This window comes from Brevibacillus sp. JB24b (assembly GCF_051713385.1).
Lineage (GTDB): Bacteria > Bacillota > Bacilli > Brevibacillales > Brevibacillaceae > Brevibacillus_B > Brevibacillus_B laterosporus.
The window spans coordinates 5161927-5180310 of sequence record NZ_JBNVQV010000001.1 but is presented as its reverse complement, the minus strand read 5'-3'; the positions used below and the strand labels follow the sequence as shown (position 1 = coordinate 5180310).

The following is an 18384-nucleotide window of genomic DNA, read 5'->3' as shown; positions in this document are numbered from 1 at the left end:
GCATATATGGATTTTATCGGGGCATACTCTCCTCAGTATCTTGTCTTTTTAGTAGAGGGATTTGGAATTACGCTTAAAGTAGCGTCTATCTCTATTGTTTTAAGCTTTGCTATTGCGATCATTATTGGAGTTTTGCGATATTCTCGGATTCCTGGTATTTCACAGGCACTTGCTACGGTGGTTGAGCTTATTCGCAATTTGCCGCTTCTGTTAATCATTTTTTTCACGTATTTTGCCTTACCAGAGGTTGGTATTAAGCTGGATAAAGTAGCAGCAGCTATCTTAGCACTGGTGATTTTTGAGGCGGCCATGCTATCTGAAATTGTTCGTAGTGGCTTGAATTCAGTTGATAAGGGACAGATAGAAGCGGCACGTTCATCAGGCCTAACTTATAGTCAAACACTCTGGCACGTGGTACTTCCGCAAGCCTTACGCCGAATGGTTCCACCTATTGTTAGTCAATTTATCTCATTAATTAAGGATACGTCGCTTGCAGTTGTCATTGCACTACCAGAATTAATGAATCATGCTCAAATTATTAACGGTAGAAACGTTAACTATGTGGTACCCACCTTTTTGATGGTGGCTGTCATGTACTTTGTAGTGAATTACAGCTTGTCACGTGTCTCTAAACGCCTAGAAAATAAACATATATAAAGGAAATGGTTTTGCTGATCTCTTTTTCCTAGTAAAATAGGGGAAGGGGATTTTTCTTTTTTTTTTAGAAAAGGAGGTTTTATGCGCGAACGTCTTCTGTTATTGCTGATTATTATGCTAGCGACCGCCTTTTTTGGTGAGATGAAGGTGAATCCATTTGGAGGGCCATTTCGGTTTTCTTTAGGGATTGCTGCCTTCTTCTTTGGTTTATTGTGGTTCCAGTCGGTGCCGGTATTGCTGACAGGATTGTTAACTGGTGCTTTTACTATGTGGTTCCGGGTGGGTTTGGACGTTGTGGCATACGGGGCGGTTTGGCAGGAAAGCTTGTTCATTCATGTACCTTCCGCCTTTTATTATTGTAGCTTCACTTTATTGTTTCAAGTAGTGAGAGCACGTCGTTATGTAGAATCTCCCTTGCTGTTAGGATTGATAGGAGCTACTGTAGACTGTGCTTCGAATCTAGTAGAGCTATTAGTACGCGTGATAAGTGGAGTAGCCCCTGCTATTTCGGCGGAAAGTATTTTGCTACTTTTGTTTTTTGGAGCCTTGCGTAGTTTTTTTGCGGTGGGTCTATATAACAGTTTTTCCATTCGACAAGTACGAGCGATAGGAGAAGTTAGACAACAGGAGCTAGAACGGTTGCGAATGATTAACACCGGCTTGTATGAGGAAACCTTTTACCTACGTAAATCCATGACACAACTAGAGGAGATCACCAGAGAGAGCTATCAATTATATCGGCAGCTTTTATCGTCAGAAAATACTGAATCATCGAGAGCATTACACATAGCGGAGCATGTGCATGAGGTAAAAAAGGATTCCCAACGCATGTTGGCCGGGTTGTTAAAAATTATTAATCAAAAGGAATTAGCTACTCAGCTTTCTATATCGCAATTATGTGGACTAGTTATACGCGCAAATCAGAAGTATGCAGAAATGATGGGAAAACAGATACAGTTCACTAAGAAGTGCAATGTCAATCTGTCTACTAGTCAAATCTATGAATTACTCTCTGTGTTAAATAATCTCGTAGCAAATGCAGTAGAGGCAATTCCTGCTGAAGGTAACATTGAGCTTTCTGTGGATTTGGAAGAGAGAGAGATTATTTTCCGCGTCATGGATAACGGGTCAGGTATTTTATATGAAGACCGGGAATGGGTGTTTGAACTAGGCTATACCACAAAGTATGACAGAGAAGGTAAGCCGTCTACTGGCATTGGACTTACGCATGCAAAAGGAATTATTCATAGCTTGGATGGTACGCTTAGGATCGTACATGAATCAGAGCCAATCACGCATTTTGAAGTGAGAATACCAACCGATCAATTGCTAAGAGAGGAGAGGGGCTTGTGCTTCGTTTTTTCCTAATTGAAGATGACGCTGTTGTACGTAGGATGTTGGAGAGACTCATTCATGAAAGTAAGCTAGGTGAAATCATTGGCCAAGCCAGTGATGGTATCCATGTTTCTATTGATCAGTTATATGGTGTAGATGTCATTTTGATTGACTTATTAATGCCAGGGATGGATGGAATACAGACGATTAAAAAACTACAGGGAGAAGGCTTCAACGGGAGATTTATCATGGTGTCTCAGGTAGAAAACAAAGAAATGATCGGGGAAGCGTACTTACAAGGAATAGATACCTTCATTCAAAAGCCGATTAATAAACTTGAAGTACTTTCTGTATTAAAACGGGTAGCAGACCATCTCTCGTTGGAAGCATCTTTACAATCCATTCGCAAATCACTCCAGATATTAGATATCAAGGGAAAGGATCATCTAAATCATGGAAACCAAGGTACAAATGCAATGCGTCTTGGATCATTTGAACAGAACCATTTGGAACAAAATGTACGCCAGCTCTTACTACAGCTAGGGATTGCGGGTGAGGCAGGAGCACGTGATCTTTTCTCGATGATTCAATGGCTGGCTACAGAAGAGCGTGGGGGCCATTTATTGAGGGATATGCAACTAAAGGAGCTATACACACAGGTGTTGCAGAGGATGTCCGATAAGATAGATGAGCAGGTACTCTTAAAAGAAGTACGGGCTATGGAACAACGCATTCGCAGAATGGTGTTGCAGGCCTTTACACATCTATCCTCGTTAGGATTAACGGACTATGCCAATCCTACCTTTGAACATTTTGCTCCTCGCTTATTTGATTTCAAAGAGGTGAGATTACGAATGAAGGAGCTTGAAGCCGGAGAAAAGAATACGAAATGTCGCATAAATGTAAGGAAATTTTTATCTATTTTTTTTATGGAAGCAAAAAAATGAGGGATGTCTCCATTAAAAGAGACTTCCCTCATCCTTTATTTTTTTAGCGATTGTTATGCTAGTTTTCCTTTTTGCTTCTTTTGGCCCATTTGAATGAGGATCAGGAAGACACTAGCTACAACACCCCCAGCTAGCATTAGCATGAAGCCACCGTCCCAACCAGAAGTGTCAACTAAAAATCCGATTACGGCATTAGCTACGAAGCTACCACCTACATAACCGAACAATCCTGTCATACCTACGGCTGTACCTACAGCGAACTTTGGTACAAAGTCAATTGCTGATAGCCCGATAAGGAATTGTGGTACATAGATCAAACAACCGATAACAGATACCGCAAGACTGATTGCTATAACGTTGGAAGATTTCCAATATACCAACGTTGCAAGAACAACACCTACCATACTGATGATACATAGTGGCATACGATTACCTTTAAACACACGGTCGCTCAACCAACCAACAAGTAGAGAGCTTGGGATAGCAGCCCATTCAAACGCTGCATACGCCATATGAGATTGTGCTTGAGTAAAGTCTTTTACATCAGTTAGATATAGAGGAACCCAGTTCAATACACCGAAACGAATCAAGTAAACAAATGCGTTAGCAAAACATAGGAACCAAACAAATTTGTTTTTCACAACATATTTCATCAAAATCTCTTTAGGAGATAGATCAGTGCCATTTGATTCATCTTTTACATCATCATAGTCATTACGATACTCGTCAATTGGAGGAAGTCCGCAAGACTGAGGTGTATCTTTACCGCAGAACCATACAAAAATGGCAATGAGAATAGCAAGAGCAGCTGGGAAGATGTATACACCCGCCTGCCAGAAATGTGTACCGAAAATACCTAGACCAACACCAACGATTGGAGCGATGATACCGCCACCAATGTTATGAGAGCAATTCCAGATACCCATTTTTGTTCCGCGTTCTTTCTTGGAGAACCATTTTGCCATTACGATACTGCACGGAGGAGCACCCATACCTTGGAACATACCATTCATAAACAATAGAACGATAAATAGACCAAAGCTAGAGGTGAAACCAAAGCAAATGTTAGCCAAAGCAGATAGCAATAAACCAAATGCAATAAAGCGTTGTGTATGAGCTTTGTCTGCCAAGTTACCCATAAAGAATTTACTTACGCCATAGGTAATAGCCATAACAGAGCTTAATAGACCAATTTGAGTCGTACTAAAACCAAAGTCATTTTTTAAGTAGGTTGTAGACAGTGCGAAGTTACTACGAACTAAATAATAACCAGCATAACCGATGAAAATTCCGATCAATGTACGGATACGGAAGATCTTGTACATCTTAGCGATCATATGATCAGGTAGACGAGGTGCAGCTGGAGCTTGCTTTAACCATCCAAACATGAATCATTCTCCTTGAGGTTGTTTTGTATCTCGTAATTTGTTCCAAAGTTTGATGATGGTATCATGCCATTTCATAGACTCATGAATCTGTATAACATCCATATTCAGCCTATTCATCTTATCTTGTTGCACGGTAGGAATTCCGTATGATACACGCTCTAATACCTTTGCTGCTTGTTTGGACAACGAATAATCGATAAATAAATCAGCAACAAGTCCGTTTGGTGCATGCTTAATCTTAGAGAGAGCATTGACAGCTAATCCTGTATCTTCAGGGACAATGCTGATCAGAGGGAAGCCAGCTTCGCGCAGCTTTCGCTGATCTCCTAGAAAGTTAATTCCAATTAAATACTCTCCAGAACTAACTAACTGAGCGGGCATGTATCCGTTTACAGTTAGAGCAGCAATATTTGGATGTAACCGCGTAATATAGTCGATTGCTTGCTTTTCACCCAATGTTTCAAACAAGGATAAAATAAACGTGTAGGCCGTGCCGGAGTAGTTAGGGTTGGACATCACGATTTGGTTCTTATAGATAGGATGTAACAAATCGTCCCATTTTGTCGGGAATGGAAGTCCTAACGGTTCAATCTCGTCGTGCCAGCGGTCCGTGTTAATAGCTATGGATAACTGTTCGATCTCATAGCCGTACCAGTAACCATCCTCATCCTTTGTTTCCAAGGGGATGAGGGAGCCGTTTTTGCTGATAACAGGCTCTGACAGCTTCTCATTTTTCATTGTGATATGAGCGTCGACCGTGCCGCCGATAACTAAATCAGCTTGAGGATTATTTTTCTCCTGTGAAACCCGGCGCAGAATATCTTCTGTAGATAGACGCATGAATTCGTACGTACAGCCGGTTTCTTGGCAAAAGGATGATAGCAACGCATTTCCTACTTCTTCACGAGAAGCAACATAGGCAACAAGGTGATGTCCTTTTAAACGAGGAATCCCATGATTATCATAGGTAATAGGATTCGTTTCTTTGGAACAACTAACAAGTAATAAAGAACAAATGCTTACTAGCAAGAAAAAGAATAAATGTTTCTTCATCATAGATCAGCCTTTACTTTCTTTTATAAGAGTTCTGCTAAACGCCCTGTCATATAAATGGAATTTCCATTATCATCGCCTAAATACTGGACAATAAAGTATTTCTCATAAACGATAAAATTTAGAATATCGTTGCGGTCATTACTTTTCTGTTTTCCGTTCTTATAGACGGTGATGATACCGAGCGGCTGCTGTTTCTGGAAGGTGAGCTGCTGAATTTCGGACGTATCTTTAATTTCGTACGCTTGCCTTAGTTTTTCTGTTAAGAAAACCTTTTCATGAATGCGTTTACCAGAATCGGCAACCGTTTTTTTGACAAAAACGTCTTTAGCCTTTTGTGTAAAATCAGCAAACTGGTTCGATGAATAGAACAAGCGAAGCAGGTGTGTCCGAAAAGCGGATAAAATAGGCGTATCATGTTGCTGACCATACGTTAGCTCATCGAAGGTAAAAGCATTTTCTAACTGAAATGAATGCTCAACTCCATTAAGGTAACGAATCTTGCCAGAGAACATAGTCACCCTCTTATCTCCTGAAACAACGAGCGGATCATTTTCTTTTTTAATGAGATCAATATAAGAAATGATTGAGTATAGCAAAACCTCATCAGTAATGTTTACGACTCCCCATTTTTCGTGGTTAATGATAGCTTCCACAGGTAAGGAATCGCTTACTTTTTTCAACACTTCATTTTTATCTTCTATCACGACTACTTTACGATATAGACTTTCTTGCAATGAGTAGCCAAGGGAAGATAAAAGTAAAAGCATTATGATGAAAAGTAAAGCTGGTCCTAATATTTTTTTCATGTTTCTTGCTCTCCTCATAAGATACCCAACGATTATTTCGGAATTACATCTCAATTGTTTCGTAAATGTATTATTTAAGCGGTTTCACTTGGTGATATGTTCCAATCCGGCTGGAGTAGGGAAAACTAAACGAACTGTCGTACCGGTCATTTCATCAGAAGTAATATCCATGCTTCCGCCCTGTTTTGACATAAGTTCCCGGCATAGTAATAAACCGAATCCGTTGCCGAAACTAGACAGAAGGGCTTCATTTGGTGGAGCATGTTTTATTTGGTCGAGCAATTCCTCACTGATTCCAATACCATCATCGTGTATGACAAGGGTTAAGCTGTGTTCGGCTATTTCTACATGAAAATCAAGGAAGGAAGCGTCACTATACTTGATCGCATTATCTAATAGGTTTAAAAAAATCTGCTTTGTTTTATCCTGATCAGCTACTATTCTGACAGACTCGACATGATTATGAATCGTGATCTTGTATTTATTCAATCTTGGCTGGACGATAAAAATGGCTTCTTTTAAAATCGGTTGAATATCGCATATCGTGGGTGAGACGCTAAACTGACTGTTTCCATACTTAGAGGTTTTGAGCAATTCTTCTACCAGTGCGAGTAGCCGTTCGCTTTCGATAGAGATGTGCCTCAGACAATCCTTCACGTCTTGTTTATTTTCTAATCGAGGAATCAAGTTGGCGTATCCCATAATGGCAGTAAGCGGTGTCTTCAATTCATGGGTGACCCGATCTAAAAAATCCTTTTGTTTTACCTTTTCCTCTTGAAGCTGAGTTATGTGTAGCTCAATCGCATGGGCCATCACATTAAACGATTGGGCAAGCTGTTTAATCTCTTCATAGTCCTGTAGCTCGATTTTACATTGGTATTTTCCATTTGATAATTGTTGGGCCATGTCGCGTAATTTCTCAATCGGTCTACTCAAAGAAATCGCAAATCTATGGGCAAAGAGCGCCACAGCAACAAACATGAGAATACAAGAAATAATAAATGTTTTATTGAAGTTGCTAATTAATAAGTCTTCTTGTTCAAGCTTATGAATAAAGCGAACCACACCTATTACTTTTCCGTGTACATAAATCGGACTAGAGAATAGCAATACGGGTGCTGATGTGGACTTTTCTATGATGTATGCTTTTTTACCATCTAATGCTTGAACGATATCGAGATTTAAGTTTGGAAAAGCTGTTCGTTGTGTATCAGCTAGTACTTCACTATTTATACCGATGATTTGTGTACGAGTCCCTAAGCGTTTAGACAAATAAGAAGCGATTAGAGGGGCACCATTCTGCAAAGTAACAGTGACCTCCGATTGTTCTCGCTCTACATAGTTAATGCTATAGATTTGTGCCTCTACACTTAGCTTCTGGAAAGAGGTAACAGCATTTGTAAAAACATTTTTCTGTAACGTAACAATCAAGACAACGTACAACAAGAGCATGACAGGAATTAAGATAGCCAGAATCATTACATTTAAGTTTTTTTTAAGTGTCATACCCTCACCTAACAATCAATTTTATAGCCTACACCATATACGGTTTTAATTTTATCTCCGTATGCACCTAGTTTTTTGCGCAAACGTTGGATCATGATATCAACAGCCCGTGTATTGTCTGGATATTCGAACTTCCAAACCTTCATTAAAAGATCATCACGTGTAAATACGCGTTGTCTATTTTTTAGTAACAAAAACAATAAATCATATTCCCTGTACGTTAAGGTTATTTCGTTTCCGTCGAGAAATACTTTTCGCTCGTTAGGGTGGATCAGAAAGCGATCAATTTTTACATTATCATGATCTGGCTTCTCTTTCATTTTTTCCAAACGTCGTTCAATTATTTTGATTCGAAGCAGAAGCTCCGTACTATGAAAGGGCTTGGTGATATAATCATCAGCACCAAGCTGTAAGCCTAATAATTTATCATTAATTTGCCCTTTAGCCGTTAACATGATGATGGGAATGTCGCTATCCTTCTCACGGAATTCCCGCAATAGTTGATAGCCATCTATGTCAGGAAGCATCACATCTAAGATAATCATGTCCGGTCGTTGCTCCCATTGGGCTAGGGCTTCTTCTCCATTGGCTGCCACTAGTACCTGATACCCTTCTATCTCTAATGTCAGGCGCATCAGATTTTGTAAACTATTTTCATCGTCCACAACTAATACCTTCATAGCAATCTCCTCTCCAGTGAAGGGTAAGCAAGAATTCACTAGTAGTATCAATAAGAGCCAAAAAGTAGCCTAGTTATCCTACAGGCTACTTTTTGCTTCATGTATTTCTTTATTTATGGATGAGAAACCATTACTTCTAAGGAGCCAGATAGCGTATAAGCCCCAAACTTAGCTGGAAGGATAAAGTGGTCCCCTTTCTTTAATGCAAAAGAATCTCCATCTTTTTCAAGGGTACCTGCACCATCTAGCACACTTACTAGAAGGAATGCTTGATCTTGTTCAAAGGTTGCCGTGCCATTGATTTCCCATTTGTATACAGAGAAAAATTCATTCGTAACGTATGTCGTGATGGTAGCATCTTCGTTTTTTTGTACGGTAATCGTTGGATTTGTATCAACATGTGGAGCCGTTGTTACGTCAATTGCTTTCTTTAGATGCAAATCGCGTTTTTTTCCGTGATCATCCACACGATCATAGTCGTACACACGATAAGTGGTGTCAGAGCTTTGTTGTGTTTCTAGCACCAGTGTTCCTTGGCACAAGGCATGAATCGTTCCACTAGGGACATAGAAGAAATCACCTGGTTTGATTTTTACTTTACGCAAGAAATCATTCCATTTTCCACCCATGATCATCTCTTCTACTTCTGCTTTTGATTTTGCGTTATGACCAAATACTAACTCAGCATCCTCGTCACAATCAATGATGTACCAGCATTCTGTTTTTCCATACTCACCGTTCTCGTGTTCGTGGGCATATTCATCATTAGGATGTACTTGAACAGATAAATCATCATTGGCGTCAAGAATTTTGGTCAACAGTGGGAATTTTTCGCTTTGGTGATGACCAAATAATTCTCGGTTGTTCTCCCAAAGGTCTGCTAACGTTTTACCTGTATGAGGACCGTTTAGAACGACACACATACCGTTTGGATGGGCAGAAATGGCCCAGCATTCACCGGTTTTGTCAGAAGGAATATTGTATGGAAAGCGATCACGTAAGGCTGTTCCACCCCAAATGCGTTCTTGAAAAACAGGTTGTAAAAATAGCGGCTGTATATTCATTATGTTCACCCTTTTCGCTAACATATCGTATTTCTTGAGCTAAATAACAGTCTTCATTATACAAAAAAAATATAAAGGAACAACCTTATTTTAAGGAAATGTAGGTAAGTTATCATAGGTAAACCTATCCTGTGGGGTAAATCCTTCTAGTTTTTCTTTACACAAAAAAAGGTCAGCGTACAGAAATTGGTTATTTCTGCACGCTGACCCAGTAAACTAGCACCTATTTATTTTCTGTAGGGATAGAATTAATATCCCCAAATCATTGTGAATAAAGTACCAAAAATGGTGACTAAGCCTACAAACAGGGCGTAACCAACATTAATATATAGCGAGTTTGCTGTTGAGCTTTCTTCATTGATATGCATGAAGACAAACAACTGCAAGGACGCTTGAATAATCGCACATACCGACAGGATGGTCATTCCTACTACTGGTGACATGTCCCAAAAAACGACGGCTAAGGCAACCAGTGAAAGGATGAGGGAAAAGATATATCCCATGACGTGACGAATCGGGAATAGCTGTTTCATATTACATCAATCCTTTCAAGTAGACAAAGCTGAAGATGAAGATCCAGACAACGTCAAGGAAGTGCCAGTATAGGGAGAAGATGAAAGTCTTATTTGCTGTAATCTCATTTAGACCTTCACGCTTCATCTGCATGATGATTCCAATTCCCCATAATAGACCAAAGGTAACGTGCGCTCCGTGCGTGCCTAATAAAACAAATAAGCTAGATAGAAAAGCACTGGTTTGCAGGGTAGCACCTTCATTAACGTAAGTGATAAACTCAAAAATCTCAACACCTAGGAAGCCTAATCCTAGTAAAAGGGTAATGAGTAAAAAGACTAATGTAGGCTTTTTAAAACCAAGACGCATGCTGTGAATAGCTAATCCACAAACGAAACTACTGGTTAATAGGAGAATCGTTTCGATCATAACGCCATTCAGTTCAAAAAGATGAGACGCTGTAGGGCCGTGACCCGTGCGTTGCCACAAAGTAAAATATACGGCAAATAGGGTAGAGAACAGTACAATCTCGGCACCTAAGAATAACCAGAATCCAAAAATCTTTAATTGATTCTCTTCCGTACGATATTCAAGCGGAAGGGATTTATCTATTTTCATACACGATCACCCCGCAATCTTTCCTCAGTCTCGATGATTTCCTTAACGGGAATGTGTCTGCCATGATCTCGTTCAAACGAGCGAACAGCTAGCATGACGATCACAAGAATTCCTGAGATAATCGCAGGAGTCCACCAGCTAAATACTAGGAAGAATCCAAAGAAGAAGAAGATTATACCAAGAATAAACGGTTGGCCGCTGTTATTTGGCATATGAATCGGTTCAATTTTATCTGTAAACATCGGTAGATTTTTCTGTTTCGTAAACCAGAAAGAGTCACGACCAGTGTGATTCGGCATCACAGCAAAGTTGTACTCAGGTACAGGGCTGTGTGTGCTCCATTCTAGCGTACGTCCACCCCATGGATCTCCGTTTAAATCGCGTGGACTGTAACGGCAGCTCCAATAGATGTTGTAAACCAATAAGATAAAGCCAAGCGTTAGTCCAATTGACCCGATGGTAGCAATCATATTTAGTGGACCAAAGCCAGTTCCAGCAGAGTAGGTGTACATACGACGCGTCATTCCATTCAATCCTAGGAAGAATAGAGGTAGGAATGTCACGTTAAAGGAAATAGCAATGACCCAGAAACTGATTTTACCAAGACGTTCATTCAATTTAAAACCAAAGACTTTCGGGAACCAATAGTACATACCCGCAATAACCGCAAACACCGTACCTGGAATCAACACATAATGGAAGTGAGCTACTAGGAACATCGTGTTGTGGTATTGGTAGTCAGCACTGGCCATTGCAAGCATAACACCTGTTACCCCACCAATCGTAAAGATCGGGATAAAGGCTAGCGAATAGAGCATTGGTGTTGTAAATTGAATCCGTCCCTTACGCAGTGTAAAGAGCCAGTTAAATATTTTTACCCCTGTGGGGACTGCTATGGCCATTGTGGTGATCGAGAAGAACCCATTCACCGCACTGCCGTGACCCATTGTATAGAAATGGTGAGCCCATACTACGAAAGAAAGTAAGGAAATAGCCACCATACTGACAATCATGGAAGTATAACCATACAGGTTCTTTTTGGAGAAAGTAGCGATGATTTCACTATAGATACCGAACGCTGGTAGAATAACGATATATACCTCAGGATGACCCCAAATCCAGAACAGGTTGGCCCATAGCATGTCCATCCCGCCATTAGCCATTGTAAAGAACTGACTATCAAATAGACGATCAAACATCATTAGTGCCAACGCTACTGTTAAAACAGGGAAGGCAAACATGATGATAACGCAGGTGATAAGAACAGACCATGTAAACATCGGCATGTCCATCATTTTCATGCGAGGAGCACGCATTTTCAAAATGGTTGCGGTAAAGTTAACACCGGTCATCAGTGTACCAATACCCGCAATTTGTAAGGCAATGGAATAGTAGTTGTTACCTACTGTAGGACTGAATTCTTTACTTGCTAACGGGAAGTAAGCAGTCCATCCTGCGTCAGGTGATCCACCAATAACAAAGGAGATGTTAAATAGCATTGCACCTGCAAAGAACAGCCAGAAACTAACGGCATTAAGACGTGGGAATGCTACGTCTCTAGCACCGATTTGTAGAGGAATAACAACGTTCATGAGTCCAATGATAAACGGCATCGCCATAAATAGGATCATGATAATTCCGTGTGTTGTAAAAACCTCATTATAATGCTGCGAATTTAAGAAGGTATTATCAGGTGTAGCTAGTTGAATACGCATCATTACAGCATCTACGCCACCACGGAAAAGCATGAGTAGAGCAGCAATGATGTACATAACACCGATTTTTTTATGGTCAACTGTAGTGAGCCATTCTCTCCACAAGTAGCCCCATTTTTTAAAGTAGGTTAAACCGCCAATGATAGCGAACGTGGCAAGGACAATACTTGCCATAGCGCCATAGATCATCGGTTCACCTGTAACGAAAAATTCGTCCCATTTCATACCGATTTGACTCCTTTCTGAGCTAGTTATTTCTTATGCTGGTCGTGATTCATTTCGGAATGCTCGGAGTGCTCGGAAGAAGAATCTGAATGCCCAGAGTGCTCAGAAGAAGAGTTTGGCTCCGATTCAGTTGTTGTTCCGCCTCCATGATTATGACCACCATGGGCACCCTCAGGCGCTGGTCTAAATGTTAAGTGTGTGGAAGAATACGTTTTTCTTCCTACATGCTCCATATCAAGCACGCTATCAAATTCAGGCTCTGTCAATGCAGGAGCCGTTTGCTTTACTTCATCCACCCATTTTGAATAATCAGCAGGTGACATTGCTAGTACTTCAAATTCCATTTGTGCAAACCCTCTACCGGAGAAGTTAGAGTTTTTACCCATAAACGAACCCGGATGATCAGCGGCAAAATGTAATTTGGTAACCATGTCGGACATCGCATATTTTTGACCACCAAGCTGTGGAATCCAGAAGCTCGTGATTGGTCCATACGAATACAGACGGAATTCAATCGGACGGTTTGTAGGGATATTAAGGTAGTTAACCGTCTCAATGTTTTCCTCAGGATAACTAAAATGCCATTTCCAGTTAGAAGATGAAGCATAAATGATCATTGGCTTTTGATCATCATAACCTGCTGGCTTGTTTTCCACTTGATCCAGTGTTTTTACAGTAATAACTGACAAAATCACTACAATGATAATTGGAATGGCTGTCCATGTAATTTCTAGTAGTTTACTACCTTCCTCGTGAGGAGGTTCATAGCCCTCATTCGCTTTGGTAGCGCGATATTTAACTAGCATGTAAACAAACAAAACATAAACTACAAACAATACACCAGCCATAACCCACATAGAAAAAATAATGGTGTCCGATTGTATTTTGGCAACAGGTCCTTTTGGATCAAGTACCATTAATGGCTCACAACCGGATAATAAAAGAGCAAGACAAAAAAACATGAAAAGAAACGACCCTTTGTGTCTCATAAGTGACCCCTTTCTCTGAGATGTGTATTAGTCGAAGGAAGACGGGAGGATTTCTGCCCTAGGTGAAAGTCGTTTACCAATGTTCTATGAGATTACTTTCAATACGAAACCACATATAAAAATAGGGTTCCTAGCGGTATTAATAGACTTCATTTATACGGAATGTTAAATGGAACGCCTTAAACGTAAGGAAGGATTACTACAGGTGAGGCATACGCCATGTAGAATAAGTTGTGGTTTGTTGTTCAGTATGAAATGAATCATGGTTGACCTCCTAGGGTGTGAAATCAATGGTGATTGAAAATAAGAAAGCCTCATGCAATAAACCATATTGGGATATTGCACAAATGTTAAAAATAACAGCATAGAATCATTTTTGAGTTAATTCAATACGGTTTTTTTGTGGAAACAGCTTTGTGCAAAATACCTACTTTGAAGCTCTAACAATTTTGGCAATATGTTAGACAATCTGCTTATGAGCATAAAAATAATTTTGATATGTTCCCATCTACCTCGAAAAAGTAAAAGCGCTTACTGCCCAACCTTCATTTTATGCTTTCTTACCTAAATGGCAAGCACCTGATTGTGGTAGAGATGGGGCTATTACACATTGGATGTTAAAAAAATCACAAATTCGCCACGAATTGTATCAATTTGATGTCATTTTTGGCATTTTTGATTTGTGAAAAAAAGTACAAATATGTTTCTGGTGTTTTTTAGGAAAGAAAGAATTTTGATGATTTCTCTGTCAAAAATCAAATAGAAAAAATTTTTGTAACATTTCTGATAGGTTTCGACTAAACCTTATGATGAACCAAATTACAGGTTAACGGGAGGAGGCTTTGAAAGTAAGCAATGTGCCAAAATATATGATGGGTGGGGACGAGACAGAGTACGATGCTAGCCGGGATGATATCTTCTATAGAGTAACTACACTAGGAGACCGTGTGAAACAATTTAACATCATTGATGCAGTAACACAATGATCGTACAATGTCTTGGCGTCACGCTACCTACTCGATTTGACGACGTTCTAGCCCAAGCTGTACCATTGAAGGATAAGCTAATGAGCAATTAAACAGCTTAGCTTACAAACTATTCAATGGGGTGGAACTATTTGTAGCGCGCACATAGTTAAATTAAAACGTAGCGAGATTGGCCGAGCAGCGAATGTATTAGCAGAAGGGTTTATGGAGGACCCGCTGTATCAGCATATCCTGCCTGACAGTTCTACAAGACTGAATGTTCTACAGATCTTTTTCCAAAACTATGTTACCATGCTGTATGATTACTCCGATTTATATGCGACCTCCGATAGATTGGAGGCTGTTGCATTAGTATACAGATCGGAAAAGGCAGAGGCGTTGCCTAGATTCAGATATATGTGGGATATCTGTCTAGCTATCGTAAAGTCGCTGAAAGCTAGTAAGTATATTGGACTGAGGGGATTTTGGCGGGGAGTAGCTATTCTACGCTGTATGAGCTCTGCTTGGTTGTCAATGTTTGAGGGACGAGTGTATATTCATTTGGATATGCTAGTAGTGCAGCCAGAGTTTCGCGGTCAAGGGTATGTGAGTAAAATCATGAAGCCTCTTTTAGCTGAATGTAATCAGCGAAACATAGTATGCACGCTAGAAACTCAAAACCCTCATAACATTGCTTTATATGAGCGATATCAATTCACCACAATCGAAGTAATTCCTTTGCCTGAGAGTCAGGTAGAGCAGTATTGCATGATTTATCAGTAAACATAAATCAATTTTTAGATAAAAATTATAGATTAGTATAAAGTTATTGCCTATTATATCTGTCGTTTGTGATGATAATAATCAAAAGCGACAGTTTTTTTTATTGTTATGGCATCTGTATAATAGGAAGCAACAAGAAGCGGATATAGAAGGTGATTAGATTTTGTTAGAATGGACAGGAGAACGTATTATTCCTAAATTGCTCAAGCCGATGAATGGAATGCTATTGGAGCATTTGGCGAGGTATTATTTTTCCACCCCGTATTGTCAGGGGAGAGTACTAGATATCGCCTGTGGTACTGGGTATGGGTGTCACATGGTTGTGAAGGAACGCAAACGAGAAGTGACAGAGATGATTGGTGTAGATGCAGATCAGGAGACCTTATTTTATGCAAATCGTGAGTACAATCATCAAAAGGTTACGTACTTACAGCATGATGCGCTCGATCCGGTGCTTCCAGAAAAATTAGGCATGTTTGATACGATTCTAAGCTTTGAAACCATTGAACATGTAGCAGATGATCAGCTGTTTATGGAAAATATATATAACATGCTAAAGCCCGGGGGTACGTTAGTCCTTTCTAGTCCATTTGGTAGAGGAAGAGGGATGCCAACTAGTGAGCCTTTTCATGTTCACCAGCTGACTGCTGAGGAATTTGAGCAACTATTTGTTCGCTTTTCTGAGGTGGAAATTTATTATCAGCGTGGATTAACGTTTGAGAAACCGCGTGACAAAGTTCGCTATTTTATTGGAATAGCTGTCTGCAAAAAGTGATAATCTAAAGGTTTGTTATTGGTAACAGGAAGAGGTGGCGGTTTTGCCAAAGTTTCAGTCATTAGGAATTCAGGCTTCAATAGAAAAAGCACTTCAACAGAACGGATTACATTCACCTACTGCTATTCAGGAGAAAGGGATTCCTGTGGTATTAACTGGCGTAGATGTAATCGCACAGGCACAGACCGGCACAGGCAAGACCTTAGCCTTTGTTTTGCCTATTTTACAGATGGTTGATCCTGAAAACCCGGATGTACAAGCACTAATTGTGACGCCGACCCGTGAACTAGCCCTACAAATTACTGCTGAGGTGAACAAGCTCATTTTCACACAGCCTGGCGTACAGGTCCTAGCTATTTATGGTGGTCAAGATGTGGAGCGACAGCTGAAGAAATTAAGAGGCAGTAGACAAATCGTGATTGCTACCCCTGGTCGCTTGCTTGATCATATGCGTCGAGGTACGATCAAGCTCTCACAGGTATCTCAGCTGGTTCTTGATGAAGCTGATCAGATGCTGCACCTTGGTTTTTTACCCGAGGTGGAAGAGATTATCCGAGCTACGTCGCCGACGAGACAGACGTTACTATTCTCAGCGACCATGCCCAAGCAAATCCAAAGTCTAGCAAAGGGTTTTATGCAACAGCCTGTCACTATTCAGGCAAAGAGTGACAGGGTTACGGTAGCCAACATAGAGCAGCGAGTGATTGAGACGACTGATCGGGCCAAACAAGCTGCCTTACGTCAGGCTATTGATGAATGCCGTCCTTTTTTAGCGGTTATCTTCTGTCGAACCAAACGGAGAGCTACTACTTTAAATGAAGCCCTGCGAGGATTCGGTTATGCAACAGACGAACTCCATGGTGACTTATCACAAGCCAAACGCGAACAAGTAATGAAACGATTCCGGGAGGCCAGCCTCCAATTTTTGGTGGCAACGGATGTGGCCGCACGTGGTTTGGATGTTGAAGGGGTCACGCATGTGTTTAACTATGACATTCCGCATGATGTAGAGAGCTATATACATCGAATTGGCAGAACCGGCCGAGCTGGCGGTACAGGGGTAGCGATCACGTTTGTTGCTCCTAAAGACCGCATGTTTTTAGATATGATCGAAAAGGGTATAGGTCAGTCTTTGAAAAAAGAGACATATGGTAGTTCTTATTCTCAAGAGATTTCTCGTGATGAAGAAGCTGGATATACGGCAGACAAGAAGGCAGGGCGGTCACAGAATAGACGTCAGTCAAAAGAGAGAGACGGCAACCGCGAGAAGTCAACAGGATCACGAGCTGGATCTAAGTCGGTAGCAAGATCAGGCAATGCAAAGCATAATCAGACGAGATCGGGACAAAAGTCTGAAGTAAAGCAAGGGACAAGGGCTCCAAAAAAACCAAGCTCAAGACTAGGTGCACGTCAGGAGACAAAATCAGGAGCAAATCGATCTGGAATGAAAGCTCCAACCAAATCAGGAGCCAAGCCAAACCGCTTAGCGGGTCAAGGGCGGTCAGCTTCCGCTAAAAGAAGAACAAGAACCAAATAATATAGAGGGTAAAAAAGCTGTTCGGTCATATTGCTGAACAGCTTTTTATATGGATAAAGCAAGAAATCAAAAGCCAAAGCAATATATAGTAAACATAAACATTTACAAAGTATCTTATATAAAGTAGGATAGTAGTAAACAAGGTATGGACGGTGATTTACAGACAACTGGAACAACCTTATTAGGTTCAACGATGTTTTGTTCAGGGTTACTTATGTTTCTGATAGGTCCATATTAGGGTACTTTAATTGATCGGTATTCACGGAAAAAAATATTGCTTGCAGAGAACATAGTGGGTTTTCTGGTATTATTTCTACTAACGATTTGGGGTTATTTTGGCGAATATACGAACGGTTCACTCATTGTTATCTATTTGGTGACCACATTGATCTTTCAAGTGCATTACCCAGCTCAGACAGCGCTGGTACAGGAGCAGTTTGAGTCTAAAAGCTATCATGCTATCAATAGCTTGCTCGAGATTGAAAGTCAGACATCTTCTGTACTTGCAGGTGGTGTAGCGGGTTTTCTTTTGGGTCTGATAGGATTGCAATATGTACTATTTTTCAATGCTTTAACCTATCTTTTCGCCTTTCTCATGGTGTGCCGTATTTCTTATTCCTTTACATTTTTTACCTTGGTTGGATTGTTCATGCGCTTGATTTTGATCGGATTATTTACTGTTATTACCGATACAACAGGAGCCGTATTGGGACATATTATCCTTATAGGTTTGTTACTATTGGGTGTGCTTGGAATTATGCGTTCTTTACGCCCTTTATTACAGGAATCAGTTGAGCGGTCTACTTAGAGATAGCGGTAGATATT

At 40.4% G+C, this 18384-nt stretch carries 18 protein-coding genes; 8 read left to right on the top strand and 10 right to left on the bottom strand.

From position 1 onward, the window contains the following. The first annotated feature begins 6 nt into the window (after positions 1-6). From ACQV1I_RS24185 to ACQV1I_RS24175, 3 genes are all read left to right on the top strand, one after another. Positions 7-657, top strand: coding sequence for an amino acid ABC transporter permease (locus ACQV1I_RS24185; protein ID WP_094700125.1), 651 nt, complete (start codon positions 7-9; stop codon positions 655-657). 81 nt (positions 658-738) lie between these two features. Beyond that, on the top strand, positions 739-2025 hold the full coding sequence (locus ACQV1I_RS24180; RefSeq protein WP_116333552.1) for a sensor histidine kinase: 1287 nt from the start codon (positions 739-741) through the stop codon (positions 2023-2025). Then, on the top strand, positions 2007-2939 hold the full coding sequence (locus ACQV1I_RS24175) for a response regulator (RefSeq protein WP_116333553.1): 933 nt from the start codon (positions 2007-2009) through the stop codon (positions 2937-2939). The genes ACQV1I_RS24180 and ACQV1I_RS24175 overlap by 19 nt, the downstream gene beginning before the upstream one ends. Positions 2940-2992: 53 nt before the next feature. Here the strand turns inward: ACQV1I_RS24175 and ACQV1I_RS24170 are convergent, their stop codons facing one another. From ACQV1I_RS24170 to qoxA, 10 genes are all read right to left on the bottom strand, one after another. After that, the gene (locus ACQV1I_RS24170; protein ID WP_094700122.1) at positions 2993-4327 is read right to left on the bottom strand and encodes an MFS transporter; all 1335 of its coding nucleotides are present in this window, start codon (positions 4325-4327) and stop codon (positions 2993-2995) included. Positions 4328-4330: 3 nt separating this feature from the next. Beyond that, positions 4331-5380: an ABC transporter substrate-binding protein gene (locus ACQV1I_RS24165; protein ID WP_236645722.1), complete on the bottom strand. Its 1050-nt coding sequence runs from the start codon at positions 5378-5380 to the stop codon at positions 4331-4333. Positions 5381-5403: 23 nt separating this feature from the next. Then, positions 5404-6189 (bottom strand): DUF3919 family protein, encoded by a 786-nt coding sequence (locus tag ACQV1I_RS24160; RefSeq protein ID WP_094700120.1) that lies wholly within the window; start codon positions 6187-6189, stop codon positions 5404-5406. Positions 6190-6273: 84 nt separating this feature from the next. Continuing rightward, a complete protein-coding gene (locus ACQV1I_RS24155; protein WP_094700119.1) occupies positions 6274-7695 on the bottom strand; it encodes a sensor histidine kinase in 1422 nt (473 codons plus the stop codon). Between the two features lie 8 nt (positions 7696-7703). Then, positions 7704-8375 (bottom strand): response regulator transcription factor, encoded by a 672-nt coding sequence (locus tag ACQV1I_RS24150; protein WP_018671135.1) that lies wholly within the window; start codon positions 8373-8375, stop codon positions 7704-7706. 113 nt (positions 8376-8488) lie between these two features. Further along, on the bottom strand, positions 8489-9439 hold the full coding sequence (manA, locus tag ACQV1I_RS24145; protein WP_018671134.1) for a mannose-6-phosphate isomerase, class I: 951 nt from the start codon (positions 9437-9439) through the stop codon (positions 8489-8491). A gap of 248 nt (positions 9440-9687) precedes the next feature. Beyond that, positions 9688-9972: a cytochrome aa3 quinol oxidase subunit IV gene (gene qoxD / locus ACQV1I_RS24140; protein ID WP_018671133.1), complete on the bottom strand. Its 285-nt coding sequence runs from the start codon at positions 9970-9972 to the stop codon at positions 9688-9690. 1 nt (position 9973) lies between these two features. After that, entirely contained in the window at positions 9974-10570 is a 597-nt protein-coding gene (qoxC, locus tag ACQV1I_RS24135) for a cytochrome aa3 quinol oxidase subunit III (RefSeq protein ID WP_018671132.1), read from the bottom strand. Next, positions 10567-12510, bottom strand: coding sequence for a cytochrome aa3 quinol oxidase subunit I (gene qoxB, locus ACQV1I_RS24130; RefSeq protein ID WP_438769902.1), 1944 nt, complete (start codon positions 12508-12510; stop codon positions 10567-10569). Before qoxB ends, qoxC begins: the two co-directional genes overlap by 4 nt. Before the next feature lie 26 nt (positions 12511-12536). Continuing rightward, positions 12537-13499, bottom strand: coding sequence for a cytochrome aa3 quinol oxidase subunit II (qoxA, locus tag ACQV1I_RS24125; RefSeq protein ID WP_018671130.1), 963 nt, complete (start codon positions 13497-13499; stop codon positions 12537-12539). Between the two features lie 842 nt (positions 13500-14341). Between qoxA and ACQV1I_RS24120 the strand changes: the two genes are divergently transcribed. The 5 genes from ACQV1I_RS24120 (at position 14342) to ACQV1I_RS24100 (ending at position 18367) form a co-directional block, all read left to right on the top strand. Continuing rightward, positions 14342-14485 carry a hypothetical protein gene (locus tag ACQV1I_RS24120; RefSeq protein ID WP_161555061.1) on the top strand — a complete coding sequence of 48 codons (144 nt, stop codon included), beginning with the start codon at positions 14342-14344 and terminating at the stop codon, positions 14483-14485. A gap of 204 nt (positions 14486-14689) precedes the next feature. Further along, positions 14690-15247: a GNAT family N-acetyltransferase gene (locus tag ACQV1I_RS24115; protein ID WP_094700113.1), complete on the top strand. Its 558-nt coding sequence runs from the start codon at positions 14690-14692 to the stop codon at positions 15245-15247. Positions 15248-15410: 163 nt separating this feature from the next. Beyond that, positions 15411-16022, top strand: a complete 612-nt coding sequence (locus ACQV1I_RS24110) for a class I SAM-dependent methyltransferase (protein WP_116333554.1) — start codon at positions 15411-15413, stop codon at positions 16020-16022. 43 nt (positions 16023-16065) lie between these two features. Further along, positions 16066-17559: a DEAD/DEAH box helicase gene (locus ACQV1I_RS24105; protein WP_094700111.1), complete on the top strand. Its 1494-nt coding sequence runs from the start codon at positions 16066-16068 to the stop codon at positions 17557-17559. Positions 17560-17806: 247 nt separating this feature from the next. Beyond that, positions 17807-18367, top strand: coding sequence for an MFS transporter (locus ACQV1I_RS24100; RefSeq protein WP_268878063.1), 561 nt, complete (start codon positions 17807-17809; stop codon positions 18365-18367). Positions 18368-18384 lie beyond the last annotated feature (17 nt).

Excerpts from the sequence above, each read along its gene's own strand:
- qoxD (WP_018671133.1), bottom strand. The coding sequence starts at position 9,972 with ATGAAACAGCTATTCCCGATTCGTCACGTCATGGGATATATCTTTTCC.
- manA (WP_018671134.1), bottom strand. The coding sequence starts at position 9,439 with ATGAATATACAGCCGCTATTTTTACAACCTGTTTTTCAAGAACGCATT.
- qoxB (WP_438769902.1), bottom strand. The coding sequence starts at position 12,510 with ATGAAATGGGACGAATTTTTCGTTACAGGTGAACCGATGATCTATGGC.
- ACQV1I_RS24150 (WP_018671135.1), bottom strand. The coding sequence starts at position 8,375 with ATGAAGGTATTAGTTGTGGACGATGAAAATAGTTTACAAAATCTGATG.
- ACQV1I_RS24115 (WP_094700113.1), top strand. The coding sequence starts at position 14,690 with ATGGAGGACCCGCTGTATCAGCATATCCTGCCTGACAGTTCTACAAGA.
- qoxA (WP_018671130.1), bottom strand. The coding sequence starts at position 13,499 with ATGAGACACAAAGGGTCGTTTCTTTTCATGTTTTTTTGTCTTGCTCTT.
- ACQV1I_RS24180 (WP_116333552.1), top strand. The coding sequence starts at position 739 with ATGCGCGAACGTCTTCTGTTATTGCTGATTATTATGCTAGCGACCGCC.
- ACQV1I_RS24155 (WP_094700119.1), bottom strand. The coding sequence starts at position 7,695 with ATGACACTTAAAAAAAACTTAAATGTAATGATTCTGGCTATCTTAATT.
- qoxC (WP_018671132.1), bottom strand. The coding sequence starts at position 10,570 with ATGAAAATAGATAAATCCCTTCCGCTTGAATATCGTACGGAAGAGAAT.
- ACQV1I_RS24185 (WP_094700125.1), top strand. The coding sequence starts at position 7 with ATGGATTTTATCGGGGCATACTCTCCTCAGTATCTTGTCTTTTTAGTA.
- ACQV1I_RS24160 (WP_094700120.1), bottom strand. The coding sequence starts at position 6,189 with ATGAAAAAAATATTAGGACCAGCTTTACTTTTCATCATAATGCTTTTA.
- ACQV1I_RS24170 (WP_094700122.1), bottom strand. The coding sequence starts at position 4,327 with ATGTTTGGATGGTTAAAGCAAGCTCCAGCTGCACCTCGTCTACCTGAT.
- ACQV1I_RS24165 (WP_236645722.1), bottom strand. The coding sequence starts at position 5,380 with ATGAAGAAACATTTATTCTTTTTCTTGCTAGTAAGCATTTGTTCTTTA.